Genomic DNA, 20,236 nt, shown 5'->3' on the forward strand with positions numbered 1-20,236 from the left:
TGGGCTGCGGGCGGGGAACTCGGGGGTGACCTTGACCTACACGTGTTCGACGACGGTGTCGGCGAGGACCGGCGCGTCGTCCCGGTCGGCGGCGGTCACGGTGACCTGGACGCGGCCCTCCAGCCGCCACATCCGGATCCGGAGGGTCTCGCCGGGGAACACGATCCCGGCGAACCGGGTCCGGTAGGCGCGGACCCGGGACACGTCCCCGTCCAGCTCCGTGTCGACCACGGCCTTGAGGGTCATCCCGTACGAGCACAGGCCGTGCAGGATGGGCCGGTCGAAGCCGGCCAGCTTGGCGAACTCCGGGTCGGCGTGCAGCGGGTTCCAGTCCCCCGAGAGGCGGTAGAGCAGCGCCTGGTCCTCGCGGATCAGCCGCTCCTCGGTCCGGTCGGGTGCCCGGTCGGGCAGTTCCATCCGCTCGGAGGGCCCGCGCTCGCCGCCGAACCCGCCTTCACCGCGTACGAAGATCTGCGCGTCGGAGGTCCACAGCGGGCCGTCCGCGTCCTCGACCTCGGAACGGAGCACGATCACGGCCGCCTTGCCCTTGTCGTAGACGGCGGCGACCTTGGAGCTGGAGGTGGCCTCGCCCTTGACCGGGATGGGCCGGTGCAGCTCGATGGAGTGCCCGCCGTGCAGGACGGCCGCCAGGTCGACCTGGATGCCCGGCTGCCCGAGTCCGCCGAGCATCGCCATTCCGGCACCCGCGACGGTGGCGAAGCTGGGCAGGACGTGCAGTTTGGATTCGAGGATGTAGCGCAGCTCGTCGGGGTCGAGGGCGGGCAGGCCGGCGCCGAGGCCGAGGTGGTAGAGCTGGATGTCCTTGTGGTCCCAGCCGATGGTGGCCTGGCGGGGATCGGCGGCGAGGGCCTTTGCGGCATCGATCGGCATGAGGATGCTGCTCCTTGTTCCTTTGGAAGACCTCGGTGCGACCGTCCGCACCGTCGGCCGCACCGAGGTCGTATGCGGACCGGAGACGGAGCCGTTCACGCGCTCCCGCACTCTTCTAGAACGCGTTCTATCCGTTCCGGTGAGGGAATGTATAACGCACCCCCCGGGAGTTGGGAAGACTCCTGACATCACGTCAGATGTCTTCGGTTCCCGGGATCCGGGCACCGGCTCGCCTACCCTGGCCGGGTGGACGAAATGCCCCGGGACCAGCGCCCGGTGAGGTCTCTGAGGGTGCTGCTGGTCCCGCCGGACCCGCCGCTGGCGGTCCTGCTGGGCCTCCAGCCGGACATCGAGGTGGTGGCCTCCCCGGCGGCCCGGCCCCAGGTGGCCCTGGTCGACTCGGCGGCGGCCGTCACCGCGCTGGCGGCCGAGGACCCGGACTGCCGGGCCCTGGTCGCCACCGGATCGGCCCGCCCGGGCCTGCTGGACGCGGTCATGGCGGCCGGAGCCGCCGGGCTGGTGGTGCGTGACGGCCCGGTCGGCGAACTCGCCGAGGCGCTCCGCCGCGCCGCCCGGGGCGAGACGGTCGTGGACCCGGCCCTGACGCCCCGGGCCTGAGCGCCGGAGGGGTTCGGGCCGGTGGGGTTCGGGCCGGTGGGGTTCGGGCCGGTGGGGTTCGGGCCGGTGGGGTTCGGGCCGGTGGGGTTCAGGGGCGGCGCAGCAGGGTGACCACGGCCGCGCCGCCCAGGCCGATGTTGTGGGCCAGGCCCACCCGGGCGCCGTCCACCTGGCGGGGGCCTGCGGTGCCGCGCAGCTGCCAGACCAGTTCCGCCGCCTGGGCCAGCCCGGTGGCGCCCAGCGGGTGCCCCTTGGAGATCAGCCCGCCGGAGGGGTTGACCACCCAGCGGCCCCCGTAGGTGGTGGCCCCGGACTCCACCAGCTTCCCGGAGGCGCCCTCCTCGCACATGCCCAGCGCCTCGTAGGTCAGCAGCTCGTTGACCGAGAAGCAGTCGTGCAGCTCGATCACGTCCACGTCCTCGATGCCCAGCCCGGACCGCTCGTAGACGGCGCGGGCGGCGGCCTCCGTCATCGGCTTGCCGACCACGTCGATGCAGGATCCGGAGGAGAAGGAGGCGGGGGTGTCGGTGGTCATCGCCTGGGCGGCGATCTCCACGGCCTTGTCGTGCAGCCCGTGGGCGACCACGAACCGCTCGGACACCACCAGGGCGGCCGCCGCCCCGTCCGAGGTGGGCGAGCACTGGAGCCTGGTCAGCGGCCGGTGGATCTCCTTGGCGGCGAGGATCTCCGCCACCGTGTACTCGTCCTGGAACTGGGCGTTGGGGTTGTTCGCCGAGTGCCGGTGGTTCTTGGCCCCGACCGCGGCCAGCTGGGCGGCCGTGGTGCCGTAGCGGTCCATGTGCTCGCGGGCCGCGTTGCCGAAGATCTGGGCGGTGGGCGGGGACATCTCGAAGCCGTGGCCGGCCGCCATGATCCCGTAGTGCCGGGCCACCGGGGAGGTCTTGAAGTCCCCGCCGTCGGCGCCGCCGCCCAGCGCCCCCTTCTTCATCTTCTCGAAGCCCAGGGCGAGGACGCAGTCGCTGACACCGCCCTCCACGAACTGGCGGGCCATCATCAGCGCGGTGGAGCCGGTGGCGCAGTTGTTGTTGACGTTGTAGACGGGGACACCGGTCAGGCCCAGTTCGTACGCGGCCCGCTGTCCGGCGGTGGAGGCCTGGAAGCAGTAGCCGACCGGGACCTGTTCGACCAGCCCGTAGTCGATCCCGGCGTCGGCCAGGGCCGCCGAGCCGGCCTCCTTCGCCATGTCCCAGTACTGCCAGTCCCGTGATTCGGGCTTCTCGAACTTCGTCATGCCGACGCCCACGATGTACGACTTCATGTCCTGAAGACTCCTAGTCCCTTAGTCCCTGGGGAGGCCGAGGATCCGCTCGGCGACGACGTTCAGCTGGACCTGGGTGGTGCCCCCGGCGATGGTCAGGCAGCGGGACATGAGCATCCCGTGCACGGCCCGCTCCCCCGCCCCCTCGGCCACCGCGCCGGCCGGTCCCAGCAGTTCGAGCGCGAGCTCGGCGGTCCGCTGCTGGTGCGGGGTCTGGACGAGTTTGCGGACGGAGGCCCCGGCGCCCGGCTCCAGTCCGGACACCTGCTGGAGGGTGGTGCGCAGGCCGATGCAGGCCAGTGCGTGGGCCTCGGCGGCCAGTGCGCCGATCCGGGCCCGGTGGGCCCCGTCCAGGTCGGCGGAGCGGGCGATCAGGGCCGACAGGCCGGTGTCGAAACTCATCTGGTCGGCCATGTGCACCCGCTCGTTGCCGAGGGTGTTGCGGGCCACCTTCCAGCCGCCGTCGGGCTCGCCGACCAGGGCGTCGGCGGGCAGCCGGGCCCCGTCGAAGTAGACCTCGTTGAAGAGGGCCTCCCCGGTGATCTCCCGGAGCGGCCGGACGTCGATTCCGGCGGTGCGCTTCATGTCGACCACGAAGTAGCCGAGGCCCTTGTGCTTGGGCGCGGCCGGGTCGGTGCGGGCCAGGAGGATGCCGTAGTCGGCGCTGTGCGCGGAACTGGTCCACACCTTCTGGCCGGTGACCAGCCAGCCGCCGTCCGGGGCGCGTTCGGCGCGGGTCCGCAGGGCGGCGAGGTCGGAGCCGGCGCCGGGTTCGGAGAACAGCTGGCACCAGGTGAGGTCCCCGCGCAGGGTGGGCAGCAGCAGGGCCTCCCGCTGCTCGGGGGTGCCGTAGGCGAGCAGGGAGGGCACCACCCAGGTGGCGATGCCCAGTTCGGCGACCTTCACCCCGGCGGCGGCCAGCTCCTGCTGGACGACGAGCTGCTGGGCGGGTCCGGCCCCCAGCCCGTACGGGGGCGGCAGGTGCGGGGCGGCGTAGCCGGTGGGGGCGAGGATCCGGCGGGCGGCGGCCGGGTCCAGGCCCCGGGCGTCCGCGATGGCGGCCCGGGCGGCGGCCCGATGGGTCTCGGCCTCCTCGGGGAGCTCCAGGCGCAGTTCGCGGCGGGCCCCGGCGGCGGCCAGCCGGACGGCGCGGACCCGGTGGCCGTCGCCGGAGCCCAGCAGCTGGCGGGCGACCAGGGCCCGGCGCAGGAAGATGTGGGCGTCGTGCTCCCAGGTGAAGCCGATGCCGCCGAGGATCTGGATGCAGTCCTTGGCGCAGCCGTAGGCGGCGTCCAGGGCGGTGCCGGCGGCGAGCGCGGCGGCCAGGGAGCGGACCTCGGGCGGCTCGGCGGCGGCCTGGACGGCGTCCCAGGCCAGCGCCCGGGCCTGTTCGGTGCGGACCAGCATGTCGGCGCAGAGGTGCTTGACGCCCTGGAACTGTCCGATGGGGCGGCCGAACTGCTCCCGGATCTTGGCGTATTCGGAGGCGGTGCGCAGGGCCCAGGCGGCGGTGCCGCAGGCGTCGGCGGCGAACAGGGCGCAGGCCAGGTCGCGGACCAGGGCCGCGTCGAGGGCGATCAGCCGGCCGGGCGGGACGGCGGCGCCGCGGGCCCGGACCTCGGCGGTGGGGCGGGTCGGGTCGGCGCTGTCGTGGGTGCGGATGTCGAGGGCGGCGGTGTCGACCGCGAACCAGAGGGTGCCGTGGGCGGCCTCGGCGGCCAGGACGACGAGGTCGGCCTCGCCCGCTCCGAGTACCGGCGGGGCGGTGCCGTCCAGGAGGTGGCCGCCGCCCTCCACGGCGACGGCGGTCATCGCCCCGGGGCCCAGGGCCACGGCGCCGATCCGGCTGCCGTCGCCGAGGGCGGCCGCGAGCGCGGCGGCCTCGGCGGTCCCGGTGCGGCCGGTGGCGGCGGCCCGCTGGAGCAGGGCCGAGGCGAGGGCGTTGGGCAGCAGGGGGCCGGGGAGTCCGGCCCGGGCGGACTCCTCGACGACCACGGCGAGGTCGAGCAGGGTGCCGCCGTCCAGGTGCGGGGCGAGCAGCCCCTGTGCGGCGAGCCCGTCCCACCAGTGCGGTCTCATTCCGGTGCGGGGTGGGCCGTCGAGCAGTTTGCGGACCTCCTCGGGGGGCACGGTGCGGGCCGCCCAGCCGCGTACGGAGTCCGCCAGTTCACGGTGTTCGTGCGTGATTCCGATGCCCATGCGCGGCAGATTAGAACACGTTTCATTCTGACGGAAGGTCAGAATGAAACGTGTTCCCGTTCGCCCCCCCCGGTCCGGCACCGGTCCCGCCCCGGCCCTGCCCCGGTCCGGCACCGGTCCGCCGGCCGTCCGCGCATCCCCGACCCCCTGTGCCGCGCTACCGGACGGTAGGGCAGCATGGGCGCCCAGCACCCGCCCACACCGCCCCGCCCCGCCGGAGGAACCCATGGCCGCCGCCCCCGCACCGGAGACCCTCGCCGCCTTCGAGGCCGCCAAGGGGTTCATGCCCGTCCACGAGGGCCTCGCCCTCCACGAGGCCGCCGCCGCGGCCGGCGCGCTCGGCCTGCCGCTCCTCGAAGTGGGCACCTACTGCGGCCGCTCCACCCTGCTGCTCGCCGACGCCGCCCGGGCGGCCGGCGTGCCCGCGATCACCGTGGACCACCACCGGGGCAGCGAGGAGCAGCAGCCGGGCTGGGAGTACCACGACCCGACGGTGGTCGACCCCGAGGTCGGGCTGATGGACACCCTCCCCACCTTCCGCCGGACCCTGCACCGGGCCGGACTGGAGGAGCACGTCATCGCCGTGGTGGGCCGCTCCCCGCAGGTGGCCGCCGCCTGGGGCGGACCGCTCGGCCTGGTCTTCATCGACGGCGGCCACACCGACGAGCACGCCACCGGCGACTACGAGGGCTGGGTCCCGCACCTCGCCGAGGGCGGCACCCTGGTCATCCACGACGTGTTCCCGGACCCGGCCGACGGCGGCCAGGCCCCCTACCGCATCTACCGCCGCGCCCTGGAGTCCGGCGCCTTCGAGGAGACCTCGGCCACCGACTCCCTCCGCGTGCTCCGCCGCACCGCCCCCGGCCTCTGACCTGCCGCCCCCGCGGGACGAACCGGCGGCCCGGCCGGGGCGGCGGCACGGGCCGGGGCACCGGCCCGGGCCCCGCCCGGCCGGACACGCGCCGTACGGCGCCGGATGGGCGACGGTCCGTACGCCGGGCCGCACGGCCGTCTAGCATCGCGGCGTGCCGTACGACGACAGACCCCCGCTCCCGGAATCCGCCGGCTCGGTCGACCCCGACCGCCCGTGGTTCACCCGCCGGTCCACGCTCGCCGTGGCCGCGGCCGTCCTCGCGCCCCTCTGCCTCGCGGGCTGGGTGCTCGTCCAGGTGTCCTCCGACGACGGGCGGGGCGCCGGCGGCCACACCGCCGGGGCCCCGCCGCAGCCCGGCACCGCCCCCGGTGACGCCAAGGCCAACGGGGGCCGGACCGCGACCGGCACCCCCACCGGCACCGGCGGCCCCGCCGGCACCGCGACCCCGGGCCCGGCCGCGAGCCCGGCCGGCACCCCCGGCACGAGCCCCTCGGCGGGCACCGGCGCGAGCCCCGGGGCCGCCGCCCCCGCCAAGGGCCCGCTGACCGGCCGGACCGTGGTGATCGACCCCGGCCACAACCCGGGCAACTTCGGGCACTCCCGGGAGATCAACCAGAAGGTGGACATCGGCACCACCCGCAAGGAGTGCGACACCACCGGCACCACCACCAACTCCGGCTACAAGGAGGCGGAGTTCACCCTCGACGTCTCCCGCAGGCTGCGGACCGCCCTGGAGGCCCGCGGCATCAGGGTGGTCTTCACCCACACCGCGGAGCGCCCCTTCGGCCCCTGCATCGACGAACGGGCCCGGATCGGCAACGAGTCCAAGGCCGACGCCGTGGTCTCCGTGCACGCCGACGGCTCCTCGGCCGGGAACCGGGGCTTCCACGTGATCCTCCCGGCCCGGGTCAAGGGCGGGTCCGCGGACACCGCGCCGATCGTCGGCCCCTCCCGGGAGCTCGGCGAGCGGATCGTCGGCAACTACGTCCGGAACACCTCGATGGCCCCGTCCAACTACGTGGGCGGCGGCACCGGTCTGGTGGTCCGGGACGATCTCGGCGGCCTCAATCTCTCGACCCGCCCCAAGGTGTTCGTCGAATGCGGCAATATGCGTGACGCCAAGGACGCCGCGCTGCTGACGAATCCCGAATGGCGGCAGCGGGCGGCCCAGGGCATCGCGGACGGCATCGTCGGGTTCCTCGGCGGGTAGGCAGTCGGGGCACCGGTGTGCCCCGACCCGCTCGGGCCCGGGAAACATCCGTACGATGGTCCCCGCCCGCGACCGAGACCGATAAGGACACCTACCAAGTGAACATCCGCTCCCTCACCAGAGGTGATGGCGTGGTGATCGGAGCAGCGGTCCTGCTGTTCATCGCCTCGTTCCTCGATTACTACTCCGCCGAAGGCCTCGACCTGCCCAGCGCCTGGGACACCGACGCCTACGGCCTGGCGCTGCCGACGGTCTTCCTGCTCGGCTTCGTCGCCGCGGGGCTGCTCGTGGCCGGCCGTTTCCTGCCCGAGGGCAGGAAGCTGCTGGGCGTTCCGCTGGCCGGCTGGGGCACGGTGCTCGCCGTGGCCTCCGCCTGGTCGGCCCTCTGGGCGATGATCGTCGCTCCGGACCGGGTCGACCTCGGCGCCGGTGCGATCCTCTCCTTCCTGGCGTCGCTGGCGCTGGCCGGCTTCGCGATCGCCGGGCAGAAGGTGCCCGCGCTCGCCGGTCCGCTGCTGCCCGCGGCGGCCCCGGCCCCGGCCGGCGTCCCGCCGTACGGCGGCCAGCCCGGCCAGTTCCAGCAGCCGGGCCAGCCCGGTCAGCCCGGTGCCGGCTACGGCTACCCCGGCGGCCAGCAGCCGTACGGCGCGACCCCGCAGCCCGTACCCCCCTACGGCGGCCAGGACACCCCCGCGCCGGCTCCCGGTCCGCAGGACACCCCTGCACCGCACCAGGAGCAGCAGGCCGCCCCGGCAGCGGACTTCACCCCCTTCTGGTTCGCCGTTCCGGTGGCCCGCCCGCTGTTCGGGGAGGACGGTTCGCCCGCCCCGATCGCCGAACTGGCCCCCGGCACCTGGTACCTGGCGGTGGACCAGCGCGGTCCGCACGCGCTGATCGCGCAGACCCAGGACGGCCGCCGCGGTGTGCTGAACGACACCTCGGGCATCCAGCGCGGCTGACCCGCGCACCGCACGCCCCGACGGCCCCTTGCCACTTCCCGGCGAGGGGCCGTTGCCCTACAGTCACCTGACGCATCGTCAAATGGGCTCGGACGGCTCGGCGGAGGGGATCCACATGCGCCTGGGACTGGCACTCGGCTACTGGGGTCGCGGCCCCGACCCGGCCCATCTCGACCTGGCCGTGGAGGCCGAGCGGCTCGGCTACGACTCGGTGTGGACCGCCGAGGCCTGGGGGTCCGACGCCTTCACCCCGCTCACCTGGATCGCCGCCCACACCTCGCGAATCCGGCTGGGCACCGCCATCGCGCAGATGGCCGCCCGCACCCCCACCGCCACCGCCATGCAGGCCCTCACCCTGGACCACCTCTCCGGTGGCCGGATGATGCTGGGCCTGGGACTGTCCGGCCCCCAGGTGGTCGAGGGCTGGTACGGCCGGCCCTTCCCGTCGAGCCCGCTCACCGCCACTCGCGAGTACGTGGACGTGATCCGCCAGGTGCTGCGCCGGGAGGCCCCCGTCGCTCTCGACGGCCGCTTCCACCGGCACCCGTACACCGGATCCGACGGCACCGGAATCGGCAAGCCGCTGAAGCCGATCACCCACCCGCTGCGGGCCGACCTGCCGCTGCTGCTGGGCGCCGAGGGCCCCAAGAACATCGCCCAGACCACCCGGATCGCGGACGGCTGGCTGCCGCTCTACTGGTCCCCCACCCGCACCGACGCCTACCAGGCCTCCCTCGCCGACCTCCGGGAGGGCTTCATGGTGGCGCCGATGGCCCGGGCCAAGGTCTGCGCGGACGTGGCCGAGGGGCTGCTGCCGGTGAAGGCCATGCTGGGCTTCTACATCGGCGGGATGGGCCACGCCGCCCGCAACTTCCACGCCGACCTGATGGGCCGGATGGGCTACGAGGAGGAGGCCCGGCGGATCCAGGAGCTGTTCCTGGCCGGGCGCCGCCAGGAGGCGGTGCTCGCCGTCCCCGACTCCTTCGCCGACGAGATCTCGCTGGTCGGACCGAGGGAGCGGATCGCGGAGCGGCTGGAGCTGTGGCGCAAGGGCCCGGTCACCGACCTGCTGGTGACGGCCCCGGACCCGCAGACGCTGCGGGTCCTGGCCGAGCTCAACTCCTGATCCCGGGAGGGGTGCCGGGTCAGCCGCCGAGCTGCGAGGTGGACGGCACCTGGTCCTTGACCTCGGCGCCCGCGCTCTTGCCCGCTTCCTTCACGCTGTTGATGACGCTCTCGAAGTTGCCGATGTCCGCGTCCCCGGCCTCGCCCTTGCGGAGCTTGGTGCCGAGGTCCTTCAGGGAGTCGATCCCGGCGGTCAGCGGGGCCACCGCCTTGGACAGCAGCGGGTCGCCCTGGGCGTTGCCCACCGCCGCCTTCAGCCGGTTGTAGGTGAAGGCCCCGGCCAGACCGGCCTTGACCAGCGCGAAGGTGCGGCCGTCCGCGCCCTGCTTGAACTTGCCCTCGCGGTAGGGCTTGACGATCCACTGGTAGGTCGCGCCCGCAGCCAGTCCGGCGTTCGCCACGAACCGGGTCTTGGCGAACTTCTGCTGTTCGGCGGAGCTGCTGGGGCTGGCCCCGGACGAGGCCTCGTCGTCGCTGCCGCCACAGGCGGTGGCTCCCGCCAGCAGCGCACAGGACAGGAGCAGCGCCACCAGGGAGCGGCGGAAGCGGGCGGTGGGGAGCACGGGCACGACGGACCTCCGGGGTGGGCTGTACTCCCCGCAGCCTCACCCGGGTCCGGCGGGCCCGCGACCCGGGAGCGGCCGTCCGGGTCCCGGCGCCGGGATCCCCGCCGCCGGGGTGCCACCGCCCGGGTTTCGAATGGGCGTTCCCGGCAACACGCGGGTCATGGCTTACAGACGCAGCAGTGGCAGCAGCGGAAGCAACGGAGCGGCCCGTCTGGTGGTGCTGGTCGCCGACGTGCTCGCCGCGATCATCGTCATCTGGATCCTGATGTACCTGCTCGACGCCAACCGGGCGAACGAGCTGGTCGAATGGTTCCGCGACGCGGCCACCTGGCTCGCCGGATGGTCCCACGACCTGTTCACCTTCGACGCCGAGTGGGCGCGGGTGGTCTTCGGCTACGGCCTCGCCGCCGTGGTCTACCTGCTGATCGGCCACGGGGTGGCGCGCGCCCTGGCCCGCCGCTGACGGCGGGTCCGGCACGCGGCGCACGCGCCGTACGGTCCGTACGGCGCGTGCGCCCCGGTCAGGCGCAGCAGGCCGGGTCGAGTCCGGGCGGCAGTTCGGTCCCGCCGAAGACGGCCACGGTGGCCGGGTCGCCGCCGAGCGCGGCCACGGCGAGGAGCAGCGAGGCGGCCGTCCAGGTGGTGCGCTCCACCGGCCACACGGCCCGGTCGTCGAAGACGTAGCCGGTCCAGTACATGCCGTCCTCGGCGCGCAGGTGGGTGATCGAGCGGAGGATCTCCAGGGCCCGGTCGGACTCCCCCATCGCCCAGAGGGCCAGGGCCAGTTCGCAGCTCTCGCCGCCGGTCACCCACGGATTGGGGAGCACGCAGCGCACGCCCAGGTCCGGGACGACGAACTCCTCCCAGCGCTCCTCGATGCGGGCCTTGGCGGCGGTCCCGGTGAGGGCCCCGCCGAGGACCGGGTAGTACCAGTCCATCGAGTAGTGGTTCTTGTCCAGGAACCGCTCGGGGTGGCTGCGGACCGCGTGCGCGAGGGCTCCGGCGGCCAGTTCCCAGTCCGGCTGCGGTTCCTCCCGGTGCTCGGCCACGGCCAGCGCGCAGCGCAGTGCCTGGTGGACGGAGGAGGATCCGGTGAGGAGGGCCCCGGGGACGGCGGTGCCGTCCGGCTCCCGCTTCCAGCCGATCTCGCCGCCCGGCTGCTGGAGGCCGAGGACGAACCCGACGGCGGCCGTGACGGTCGGCCACATCACGTCGAGGAAGGTGTCGTCGCCGGTGGCGAGGTAGTGGTGCCAGACGCCGACGGCTATGTAGGCGGTGAAGTTCGACTCCTTGCCGGCGTCCTGCGGGGCGGCGGTGTCCACGCCGTCCTCGCGGTCGGCGTAGGCGGCGTACCAGGAGCCGTCCGGGTTCTGGTGGCGGGCCAGCCAGGCGTAGGCGCGGGCGGCGGCCTCGTGCTCGCCGGCCGCGTCCAGGGCCATGGCGGCCTCGGTGTGGTCCCACGGGTCGAGGTGGTGGCCGCGGAACCAGGGGATGGCCCCGTCGGCCCGCTGGACGGCGAGGATCCCGGCGACCGTGGCGGCGGCCTCCTCGGCCGTCAGCACCCCGGGCAGGACCAGGTGTTCCGCTCGGCCGGTGGCACCGCCGGAAGCGCTCACTGGGCCGCGCCCACGGGCAGGTGGGGCTTGGTGGCGTAGGCGACGAAGCTCTTGCCGATGACGGGGTTGAGGGCCTGCTCGGCGAGCCGGGTGGCGAGGGGCTTCTTCATGATGTCCCAGACCAGCAGCTTGTGGTAGGCGCGGACCGGGAGGGCCTTGTCGTTGTCCACGCCGAAGGCGCACTTGAGCCACCAGTACGGGGAGTGCAGGCCGTGCGCGTGGTGGGTGCCGTAGGGCTTGAGGCCGGCCGACTCCATCTTGCCGAGCAGCTCCTCCGCCTTGTAGATGCGGATGTGGCCGCCCTCGACCTCGTGGTAGGCGTCGGAGAGCGCCCAGCAGATCTTCTCGGGGCCGTAGCGGGGCACGGTGATGGCGATCCGGCCGCCCGGCTTGAGGACCCGGACCATCTCGGCGAGGACCCCCTTGTCGTCGGGGATGTGCTCCATCACCTCGGAGATGATGACCACGTCGAAGGACTCGTCGGGGAAGGGCAGGGCCAGCGCGTCGCCCTCCATGGCGGTGGCGGTGGCGCCCGCGGGGGCCTCGCCGGCCTCCTTCATCGCGGCGAACCACTTGGCGACCTCGCGGATCTCCTCGCCGTTGCGGTCGAGGGCGACGACCTGGGCGCCGCGCCGGTAGCACTCGAAGGCGTGCCGGCCTGCGCCGCAGCCCAGATCGAGGACCCGGTCGCCGGCGGCGAGCGGGAACCGGGAGAAATCGACGGTCAGCACGAGGGCCTGCCTTCGCGGTCGAGGGGGTGGTGAGGGTGGGGCGTCACGGTGTGCGGATCACCGGGTCCGGGTGGTCCCGGTGGCACCGGCGGCCTCGGCGATCGCGGCCCGGTAGTGGGCGACGGTGCCCTCGGCGGCCTTGGCCCAGGTGAACCTGGACAGCACGCGGTCCCGGCCGGCCGCACCGAGCCGGGTCCGCAGTTCCTCGTCGCCGAGCAGCCGGGCCAGGGCGCCGGCGAGGGCACCGGGGTCCCCGGGCGGGACCGCCAGGCAGGTCTCCCCGTCGGGTCCGGTGACCTCGGGGATGGCGCCGCCGGTGGTGGCGACCAGCGGGGTGCCGGTGGCCATGGCCTCGGCGGCGGGGAGCGAGAAGCCCTCGTAGAGCGAGGGGACGCAGGCGACCTGGGCGCCGCGCACCAGGTCGACCAGTTCGGCGTCGGTGATGCCCTTGACGAACCGGACCGCGTCCTGGAGGCCGTACTTCTCGATGGCGCGGGCCACCGGTCCGCGTTCGGCCCGCTTGCCGACCACCACGAGGTGGGCGTCGGGGCGTTCGGTGCGGAGCTTGGCGAGGGCCTCGACGAGGTGGACGAGGCCCTTGAGCGGGACGTCGGCGCTGGAGGTGGTGACGATCCGGCCGGGTGTCTCGGCCACCGACGGGTCGGGGGACCACAGGTCGGTGTCGGCCCCGATGTGGACCACGTGGATCCGGTCCTCCCGGACCCCGAGGTCCTCGATGATCTCCTGGCGGGAGGAGCCGGAGACGGTCAGCACCGACGGCAGCCGGCGGGCCACCCGCTTCTGCATCCGGGTGAAGCCGTACCAGCGGCGGACCGACAGCCGCTTCCTGCGGTTCCCGGCGGCGGCCAGGTCCAGCCGCCGGTCCACGGTGATGGGGTGGTGGATGGTGGTGACCAGCGGGGCGCCGATCCGGCCCAACAGGCCGTAGCCGAGGGTCTGGTTGTCGTGGACCACGTCGAACTCGCCGAGCCGGGCGGCCAGATGGCGGCGGGCCCGCAGCGAGAAGGTCAGCGGCTCGGGGAAGCCGCCGGTCCACATGGTGGCGACCTCCAGGAGGTCGATCCAGTCCCGGTACTCGGACCGCCCGGGGGTACGGAACGGGTCGGGCTGCCGGTAGAGGTCCAGGCTGGGCAGTTCGGTGAGGACGGGCCCGGCGGCGGCGCCGTCCGTGCCGTCGGCGGTGGCGAGCTCGTCGAGGACGGGGTAGGGCTGCGCCCCGATCACCTCGACCCGGTGCCCCAGGCGGGCCAGCTCCCGGGAGAGGTGCCGGACGTAGACGCCCTGGCCACCGCAGAACGGGTTCCCTTTGTAGGTGAGGAGTGCGATCCGCAACGGGCGCTCGCCGTCGGCGGCTCCCCCCGCGAGAGGGCTCGTCACCATGGCCTCAGCGGTCACTCCCGGCCCCCTTCTCACTGCACTTCCGCCGGAGCGTAATCGCTCGGATAATGTAGAACAAGTTTCAGATCTTGATCCGTCAAGAAGACTGAATCTACCGGTCGGAAACCACACCGCGAGAGCCGGAGCAGGTGATTCGCGCCACGGCCCGGGTGCCTGCCATGCTGGCTTCCGAAAGCCTCGAACACGGCGAAAGAACCTTCTCGGAACATCTTGGAACGGGACATATGACAGCGGAATCCAAGGCCGTCGCCGCACCGGCGTCCCCGCCCCTGACGGAGCGCCAGGAGGCCCGCCGCCGCCGGATCCTGCACGCGAGCGCCCAACTCGCCAGCCGGGGCGGGTTCGACGCGGTCCAGATGCGCGAGGTCGCGGAGTCCTCCAGCGTGGCCCTCGGCACGCTCTACCGTTACTTCCCCTCCAAGGTGCACCTGCTGGTGGCCACCATGCAGGACCAGCTCCAGCACATGCACAGCACCCTGCGGAAGCGGCCGCCGGCCGGCGACGACCCGGCCGCCCGGGTCGCCGAGACCCTGATGCGGGCCTTCCGGGCGCTCCAGCGCGAGCCGCACCTGGCGGACGCCATGGTCCGGGCGCTGACCTTCGCCGACCGCAGCGTGAGTCCCGAGGTGGACACCGTCTCGCGGCTGACCACGGCGATCATCCTGGACTCGATGGGGCTGGAGGCCCCGCCGACCGCCGAACAGCTCTCGGCGGTCCGGGTGATCGAGCACACCTGGCACTCGGCGCTGATCACCTGGCTCTCGGGCCGCGCCTCGATCGCCCAGGTGAAGATCGACATCGAGACGGTCTGCCGGCTGATCGACCTGACGGCCCCGCCGAGGCCGCCCGCCGGTTAATCGTCCGGATCCCGCCGGACAAAGCCCCCGTCCCGGACCGGCGGGCGGCCGCTCCGGGACGGGGGCGGGCCCGGCGGCCGGCGGACCGGCGGGGGTCCGTCCGCTACTCCTCGGGCGGGAACACCGCTTCCCCGGACTCCAGCAGGGTGATGGTGATGGCCTCCACCGGGCATCCCTCGGCCGCCGCCAGCACCCCTTCGCTGGCGTCCGTCTCGGGCACCGCCGGATGGGACTGCCGGGCCGTGTCCAGGGTGAACCCGGCCGGGGCGTGGTTCACGCACATCCCGGAGCCGATGCAGACCCCCCGGTCGACCTCCACGTGCCAGCGGTCGCCCATCAGCCCTCCGCTCCCGGGGCCTGGTAGCCGGCGGGCAGGTGGATCATCTTGTGCTCCAGGTACTCGCCGAGGCCCTCCGGCCCGAACTCCCGCCCCAGTCCGCTGTTCTTGTAGCCGCCGAAGGGGCCCAGCATGTCCAGGCTGAAGGTGTTCACGTTGTACGTGCCGGTGCGCACCCGGCGGGCGAAGTCGATGCCGTGCTCCACGTCGGCGGTCCAGACGCTGCCGCTGAGCCCGAAGTCGGAGTCGTTGGCGATCCGCGCCGCCTCCTCCTCGTCCCCGTAGGGCAGCAGGCAGACCACCGGGCCGAAGATCTCCTCGCGGGCGATCCTCATGGAGTTGTCCACGTCCCCGAACAGGGTGGGCTCCACGTACCAGCCGCGTTCCAGTCCGGCCGGCACCCCGCCGCCGGTGAGGACCTTGGCGCCCTCCTCCTGGCCGATGCCGATGTAGTCGAGGGAGCGGCGCTGCTGGCGGCGGGCGACCAGCGGTCCGATCTGGGTGGCCGGGTCGAGCGGGTCGCCGACCACCTGGGCGCGGACCGCCGCCACCAGGGCCTCGGCCACCTCGTCGTAGCGGCTGCGCGGGGCGAGGATCCGGGTCTGGGCCACGCAGGCCTGGCCGTTGTTCATCCAGCCGGACTGGACGAGGCCGGGGACGGTGGTGGCCAGGTCGGCGTCGGGCAGCACCACGGCCGCCGACTTGCCGCCGAGTTCCAGGGTGACCCGGGTGAGGTTGCGGGCGGCGACCTCCATCACGCGCTTGCCGGCGGCGACCGAGCCGGTGAACGCCACCTTGTCCACACCGGGGTGGCCGACCAGGTACTCGCTGACCTCCCGGTCGGCCGGGAGGATGGACAGCACCCCTTCGGGCAGTCCGGCCTCGCGGGCGATGTCGGCGAGGATGAAGGAGTCGAGGGGGGACTCGGGGGACGGCTTGAGGATCACCGTGCAGCCGCTGAGCAGCGCGGGCGCCAGCTTGGCCGCCGCCACGAACTGCGGGACGTTCCAGGGGATGACGGCCGCGACCACGCCGACCGGCTCGCGGCGGACCAGGATCGGCCCGAGCGCCCCGGCCCGGTGCTCCTCGTAGCGGAAGCCGCGGGCGACGCCGATGGCCGCGTCGTAGATCATCATCGGGCCGAGGGCCTGGGCGAGGATGCTCCACGAGTAGGGGGAGCCGTTCTGGGAGCTGATGGAGCGGGCGATCTCCTCGTGCCGGACGGCGATGGCGTCCTTGATCCGCCCGACCACCTCGATCCGCTCCTCCAGCGACAGCCGGGGCCACGGCCCCTCGTCGAAGGCCCTGCGGGCGGCGGCCACCGCGCGGTCCACGTCCTCCCGGGAGGCGTGCGGGACCCGGCCGATGACCTCCTCGGTGTGCGGGGAGACGACCTCGATGGTCCCGCCGCCCAGCGGATCCGCCCACTCCCCGCCGATGAACAGTTTTCCGTGTTCCACGAGCTCGGTCATGGCTGATGCCTCCTGCGGCTGTGCGCGACCACCCTGACGATGCGAGAACTGAAGAACTGATACCAGTTCTAGTTCAAGGAGTCGAGGTCCAGGACATAAGTGCGACGGACACTCCAATGCGGTGTCAACAGCTGCGGAAGTTGGTCGACTTGGGCTACTACTAACAACTGCAACAAGTTCTCGACAGCGGCTGCGGCAGCGGAAGCGGTCCGCTGGGGACACGCACCACGGCGAACGGGGAATCCGATGACACAGGCGACGGTGACGGACCACGGCGGCGGGGTCCACGCCCTGAAGGTCCCCATCCCCGACAACCCCCTCGGCCACACCCTGGTCCACGTCCTCGACACCGACCGGGGCCCGGTGCTCGTCGACACCGGCTGGGACGACCCCGACTCCTGGGACGCCCTGGCCGCCGGGCTCGCCGCCCTCGGCCTCGCCCCCGCCGACGTCCACGGGGTGGTCATCACCCACCACCACCCCGACCACCACGGCCTCTCCGGACGGGTCCGCGAGGCCTCCGGCTGCTGGATCGCCATGCACGCCGCCGACACCGAGATCGTGCTCCGCACCCGCTCCGCCGAACCCGGCGTCTGGTACGACTACATGAGCGAGAAGCTCGCCCTGGCCGGCGCCCCCGAGGACCACATCGCCCCGCTCCGGGCCGCCCGGCGCTCCGGCCGGAACCGGACCCTGCCCGGACTGCACGCGGCCGTCCCCGACCGCGAGATCGTCCCCGGCGAACTGCTCCCGCTGGCCGGCCGCCGGCTCCGCGCCGTCTGGACCCCCGGCCACACCCCCGGCCACGTCTGCCTGCACCTGGAGGAGGAGCACCCGGCGAACCTCCCCGGCAACGGACGGCTCTTCTCCGGCGACCACCTGCTGCCCGGCATCACCCCGCACATCGGCCTCTACGAGGCCCCCGACGAGAACGGCATCACCCGGGCCACCGACCCGCTCGGCGACTACCTCGACTCCCTGGAGCGGATCGGCCGGCTCGCCCCCGCCGAGGTGCTGCCCGCCCACCAGCACTCCTTCACCGACGCCCCGGCCCGGGTCCGCGAGCTCCTGGCCCACCACGAGGAACGGCTCACCGGACTGCACCGGCTGCTGGCCGCCGCCCCCCTCACCCCCTGGGCGCTGGCCGAGCGGATGGACTGGAACCGACCCTGGGAGCAGATCCCCTACGGCTCCCGCAACATCGCCGTCTCGGAGGCCGAGGCCCATCTGCGCCGACTGGTGAAACTCGGCCGCGCGGAGGCCGTCCCGGGCTCCGAGCCGGTCACCTACCGGGCTCTCTGACGGCCATCCGGAGCAGCGGAGTCCGGGCCGGTACAGTGGGCAGGTCGTCAACAGTCCCGTACGGGGGGAAGCCGGTGCGAATCCGGCACTGACCCGCAGCCGTGACCCGCCGACCGGATCCTCCGGGCGGCGGGAAGCCGGAATGCCCCGTACCGGACCCGGTGACCGGCACCGTCGAGGTCATACGGAGCCGGAGCCCGGCGCCCGCGCGCGCCTGCCTCCCGCTCCCCAGCAGGAGAGGCACCCCGCCCCGTCATGAACGTCCGCCGCAGCGCCGCCGCGCTCGCCGCCTCCGCCGTGCTCTGCGCGGTCGCCGCTCCCACCGCCTCCGCCGCGCCCTCACCCACCCCGTCCCCGACGGTCCCGGCCGGCCTGTACGGCACCGGCGACCCCACCTACGACGGGGTGTTCCGGCAGTCCCTCGCCTTCCTCGCCCAGCACACCGCCGGGGTCCGCCCGGCCCCGCAGGCCGTGTCCTGGCTGACCGGCCAGCAGTGCGCCAACGGCGCCTTCGCCTCCTTCCGCCCGGACCCGGCCAAGGCCTGCGAGCCGGCCACCGCCCTGGACACCAACGCCACCGCGGCCGCCGTCCAGGCCCTGATCGCCCTCGGCGGCCACCAGGACCAGGTGAAGAAGGCCACCGGCTGGCTGAAGTCCGTGCAGAACGAGAACGGCGGCTGGAGCTACAGCCCCGGCGGCAGCATGGACTTCGGCACCGACGCCAACTCCACCGGCATCGTCCTGGGCGCGCTCACCGCGGCCGGCGAACGCCCCGACGCGATCCGCTCCAAGACCGGCAAGACCGGCTACGACGCGCTGCGCGGCCTCCAGCTCAGCTGCCCGCAGCCGGGCGTCTCCAAGCCGGAGGACCTGGGCGCCTTCGCCTCCCAGCCCGACAAGGCCGGCAAGCTGCCCGCCAACCCGGACGCCACCGCGGCCGCCGTCCTGGGCGTCCTCGGCAAGGGCCTGGTCGTCGCCCCGCCCGCCGCCGACCGGCCGGTCGACCCCAAGGCGGTCACCTGCGAGACCGGCGCCGCCAAGGACCCGGCACAGTCCGCCGCGGGCGGCGCCGGATACCTGAGCGCCAAGCTGGCCGCCACCGGCGACCACCTGATGTCGGCCATGCCCGGCGCCACCGACCAGCCCGACTTCGGCAACACCGCGGACGCGGTCCTCGCGCTCGCCGCGGACGGCCACCGGACCGCCGCCGCCAAGCCGCTGGCCTGGCTGGAGAAGAACGCCGCCGACTGGGCCAAGACGGCCGGTCCGGGCGCCTACGCCCAGCTGATCCTGGCCGCCCACGCCGGCGGCGCCGACCCCAAGGCCTTCGGCGGCACCGACCTGGTCGCCGCCCTGAACGCCCAGGGCCCCGCCCCGGCCGCCGCCACCGCCCAGCCCTCGCCGAGCTCCGCCACCGGCTCCACCGAGAAGAAGGAGAAGGAGGAGTCCTCCTCTTCCTCGGTCTGGTGGATGATCGGCGCCGGCGCCGCCGCCGGCGCCGGCATCGGCATCATGCTCAGCGGCCGCCGCAAGAAGCAGCAGCTGTGAACCACCCGGTGGCCGGGCCCGGGCGCGCCCCGGGAACGGGCGTGACCGGACGCACCGGGGCCCTGCTGCTCGCGCTGCTCGTCCCGCTCCTCGCGGTCCTCCCGCTGCTCGCCGCCTCCCCGGCGGCCGCGGCCGGCTACCGGTACTGGTCCTTCTGGGACGGGGCAGCGGGCGGCGGCTGGAAGTACGCCACCCTCGGGCCCTCGCTGGCCCGCCCGGCGGACGGCGAGGTCCAGGGGTTCCGCTTCGCGGTGAGCGAGGACGCCTCCAGCGAGGCGGCGAAGCCGCGGAGCCCCGCCGACTTCACCGCGATCTGCGGATCCACCCCGGCGGTGCCCGGCCGGAAGCGGATCGCCCTGGTGGTCGACTTCGGCGTCCCGGCGGACGCCCCCTCGGGCGAGCGGCCGCCGCAGACCGCCCCGCGCACGGCCTGTGCCGTACTGGACCCGGCGGCCAGCTCCGCCGAGGCCCTGGCGGCGGTGGCGAAGCCGCTGCGCTACAACAGCGCTGCCCTGCTCTGCGCGATCTCCGGCTACCCCCGCCAGGGCTGCGGGGACCAGGTGTCGAAGACCACCGGTGACACCCCCGCCACCGGGCCCGCCGACTCCGCCGCCCCCGACCGGGCGGCCGGGACCGACGGCTCCGAAGGCTCCGGCGCCGGCCCCTCGGCCGGACTGCTGGCCGGCATCGCCGCCGTCCTCGCCCTGGCCGGCGCCGCCCTCTGGCAGTCCCGCCGCCGACGCCCCCGATGAACCGCCCCACCGAACCACCCCGCCCGTCGGGCTCCCCGGGCGGCTCCCCGGCCGGTCCGGGAGCCGCCGCGTCGACCGGCGCGCAGGGCCCCACCGGATCGCCCCGCCCGACCGGCCGCGCGAACGCATCCCCGGCCGGCCCGGGAGCCACCGACCGCCATGCGGCCGACCCGGCGGCCGACCCGGAGGGCCCGGCCGGACCGCCCCGCCCGGCCCGCTCCGCGGACGTCTTCCCGGCCGATTCGGGAGCCACCGGACGCCATGCGGCCGGCCCGGAGGGCCTCACCGGACCCGGGAGCGAACCGGTCCGGCCCGGCCGGCCGGTCGGCCCCGCCGAACCCACCCGCTCAGCCGGCTCCTCGGCCGGTCCGGAAGCCACCGGACACCCGGTGGCCGGCCCGGAGGGCCCGGCCGGCCGCGCGAGCGAACCGGCGCGGCCCGACCCCGGCGAACCCGAACCTCCGCACCCGGCCGGGGCCCG

The 20,236-nt window shown here is 74.3% G+C and carries 19 protein-coding genes and 1 riboswitch; of the genes, 10 read left to right on the forward strand and 9 right to left on the reverse strand.

Annotated features, from left to right (window positions below; genetic code table 11):
- Positions 1-36 precede the first annotated feature (36 nt).
- Positions 37-891 carry a MaoC/PaaZ C-terminal domain-containing protein gene (locus ACZ50K_RS02585; RefSeq protein WP_468896547.1) on the reverse strand — a complete coding sequence of 285 codons (855 nt, stop codon included), beginning with the start codon at positions 889-891 and terminating at the stop codon, positions 37-39.
- A 255-nt stretch (positions 892-1,146) separates the two neighbouring features.
- Here ACZ50K_RS02585 and ACZ50K_RS02590 point away from each other — a divergent pair, with 255 nt between their 5' ends.
- Positions 1,147-1,509, forward strand: coding sequence for a response regulator (locus ACZ50K_RS02590; RefSeq protein WP_468897181.1), 363 nt, complete (start codon positions 1,147-1,149; stop codon positions 1,507-1,509).
- 88 nt (positions 1,510-1,597) lie between these two features.
- Here ACZ50K_RS02590 and ACZ50K_RS02595 read toward each other — a convergent pair whose 3' ends face one another.
- Entirely contained in the window at positions 1,598-2,788 is a 1,191-nt protein-coding gene (locus ACZ50K_RS02595; RefSeq protein ID WP_468896550.1) for a lipid-transfer protein, read from the reverse strand.
- A 21-nt stretch (positions 2,789-2,809) separates the two neighbouring features.
- Entirely contained in the window at positions 2,810-4,987 is a 2,178-nt protein-coding gene (locus ACZ50K_RS02600) for an acyl-CoA dehydrogenase (protein WP_468896553.1), read from the reverse strand.
- A 226-nt stretch (positions 4,988-5,213) separates the two neighbouring features.
- Here ACZ50K_RS02600 and ACZ50K_RS02605 point away from each other — a divergent pair, with 226 nt between their 5' ends.
- The 4 genes from ACZ50K_RS02605 to ACZ50K_RS02620 all read left to right on the forward strand — a co-directional run bounded on the left by ACZ50K_RS02605 (position 5,214) and on the right by ACZ50K_RS02620 (position 9,156).
- Positions 5,214-5,858 (forward strand): class I SAM-dependent methyltransferase, encoded by a 645-nt coding sequence (locus tag ACZ50K_RS02605; protein WP_468896556.1) that lies wholly within the window; start codon positions 5,214-5,216, stop codon positions 5,856-5,858.
- A 154-nt stretch (positions 5,859-6,012) separates the two neighbouring features.
- On the forward strand, positions 6,013-7,071 hold the full coding sequence (locus ACZ50K_RS02610; protein WP_468896559.1) for an N-acetylmuramoyl-L-alanine amidase: 1,059 nt from the start codon (positions 6,013-6,015) through the stop codon (positions 7,069-7,071).
- Positions 7,072-7,169: 98 nt separating this feature from the next.
- Complete coding sequence (locus ACZ50K_RS02615; RefSeq protein ID WP_468896562.1) at positions 7,170-8,030, forward strand: DUF5336 domain-containing protein; 861 nt, start codon at positions 7,170-7,172, stop codon at positions 8,028-8,030.
- Between the two features lie 115 nt (positions 8,031-8,145).
- On the forward strand, positions 8,146-9,156 hold the full coding sequence (locus ACZ50K_RS02620; protein ID WP_468896565.1) for an LLM class F420-dependent oxidoreductase: 1,011 nt from the start codon (positions 8,146-8,148) through the stop codon (positions 9,154-9,156).
- A gap of 19 nt (positions 9,157-9,175) precedes the next feature.
- Here the strand turns inward: ACZ50K_RS02620 and ACZ50K_RS02625 are convergent, their stop codons facing one another.
- Positions 9,176-9,718 (reverse strand): hypothetical protein, encoded by a 543-nt coding sequence (locus ACZ50K_RS02625; RefSeq protein ID WP_468897183.1) that lies wholly within the window; start codon positions 9,716-9,718, stop codon positions 9,176-9,178.
- Positions 9,719-9,881: 163 nt separating this feature from the next.
- Here ACZ50K_RS02625 and ACZ50K_RS02630 point away from each other — a divergent pair, with 163 nt between their 5' ends.
- Positions 9,882-10,184, forward strand: a complete 303-nt coding sequence (locus tag ACZ50K_RS02630; RefSeq protein WP_468896568.1) for a hypothetical protein — start codon at positions 9,882-9,884, stop codon at positions 10,182-10,184.
- A gap of 58 nt (positions 10,185-10,242) precedes the next feature.
- Here ACZ50K_RS02630 and ACZ50K_RS02635 read toward each other — a convergent pair whose 3' ends face one another.
- From ACZ50K_RS02635 to ACZ50K_RS02645, 3 genes are read right to left on the reverse strand one after another with little or no spacing between them, the layout of a single operon-like run.
- Entirely contained in the window at positions 10,243-11,337 is a 1,095-nt protein-coding gene (locus tag ACZ50K_RS02635) for a prenyltransferase (protein WP_468896574.1), read from the reverse strand.
- Complete coding sequence (locus tag ACZ50K_RS02640; protein ID WP_468896577.1) at positions 11,334-12,068, reverse strand: class I SAM-dependent methyltransferase; 735 nt, start codon at positions 12,066-12,068, stop codon at positions 11,334-11,336. Before ACZ50K_RS02640 ends, ACZ50K_RS02635 begins: the two co-directional genes overlap by 4 nt.
- 57 nt (positions 12,069-12,125) lie before the next feature.
- Positions 12,126-13,484 carry a glycosyltransferase family 4 protein gene (locus tag ACZ50K_RS02645; RefSeq protein WP_468896580.1) on the reverse strand — a complete coding sequence of 453 codons (1,359 nt, stop codon included), beginning with the start codon at positions 13,482-13,484 and terminating at the stop codon, positions 12,126-12,128.
- 227 nt (positions 13,485-13,711) lie between these two features.
- On the opposite strand from ACZ50K_RS02645, the gene ACZ50K_RS02650 reads away from it, so the two are divergent.
- Entirely contained in the window at positions 13,712-14,344 is a 633-nt protein-coding gene (locus tag ACZ50K_RS02650) for a TetR family transcriptional regulator (RefSeq protein ID WP_468896582.1), read from the forward strand.
- A gap of 103 nt (positions 14,345-14,447) precedes the next feature.
- On the opposite strand, the gene ACZ50K_RS02655 is transcribed toward ACZ50K_RS02650, so the two are convergent.
- A complete protein-coding gene (locus ACZ50K_RS02655) occupies positions 14,448-14,681 on the reverse strand; it encodes a ferredoxin (protein ID WP_468896585.1) in 234 nt (77 codons plus the stop codon).
- Positions 14,681-16,153, reverse strand: a complete 1,473-nt coding sequence (locus ACZ50K_RS02660) for an aldehyde dehydrogenase (RefSeq protein WP_468896588.1) — start codon at positions 16,151-16,153, stop codon at positions 14,681-14,683. Before ACZ50K_RS02660 ends, ACZ50K_RS02655 begins: the two co-directional genes overlap by 1 nt.
- A 246-nt stretch (positions 16,154-16,399) precedes the next feature.
- On the opposite strand from ACZ50K_RS02660, the gene ACZ50K_RS02665 reads away from it, so the two are divergent.
- The 3 genes from ACZ50K_RS02665 (at position 16,400) to ACZ50K_RS02675 (ending at position 19,755) form a co-directional block, all read left to right on the forward strand.
- Positions 16,400-17,455: an MBL fold metallo-hydrolase gene (locus ACZ50K_RS02665; RefSeq protein ID WP_468896591.1), complete on the forward strand. Its 1,056-nt coding sequence runs from the start codon at positions 16,400-16,402 to the stop codon at positions 17,453-17,455.
- 64 nt (positions 17,456-17,519) lie between these two features.
- Positions 17,520-17,603: riboswitch (cobalamin riboswitch) on the forward strand.
- Positions 17,604-17,710: 107 nt separating this feature from the next.
- Positions 17,711-19,003 carry a prenyltransferase/squalene oxidase repeat-containing protein gene (locus ACZ50K_RS02670; protein WP_468896594.1) on the forward strand — a complete coding sequence of 431 codons (1,293 nt, stop codon included), beginning with the start codon at positions 17,711-17,713 and terminating at the stop codon, positions 19,001-19,003.
- Positions 19,004-19,044: 41 nt separating this feature from the next.
- Positions 19,045-19,755: an SCO2322 family protein gene (locus tag ACZ50K_RS02675; protein WP_468896597.1), complete on the forward strand. Its 711-nt coding sequence runs from the start codon at positions 19,045-19,047 to the stop codon at positions 19,753-19,755.
- Positions 19,756-20,236: the final 481 nt, after the last annotated feature.

This window comes from Streptomyces sp. NPDC033845, from assembly GCF_055576225.1.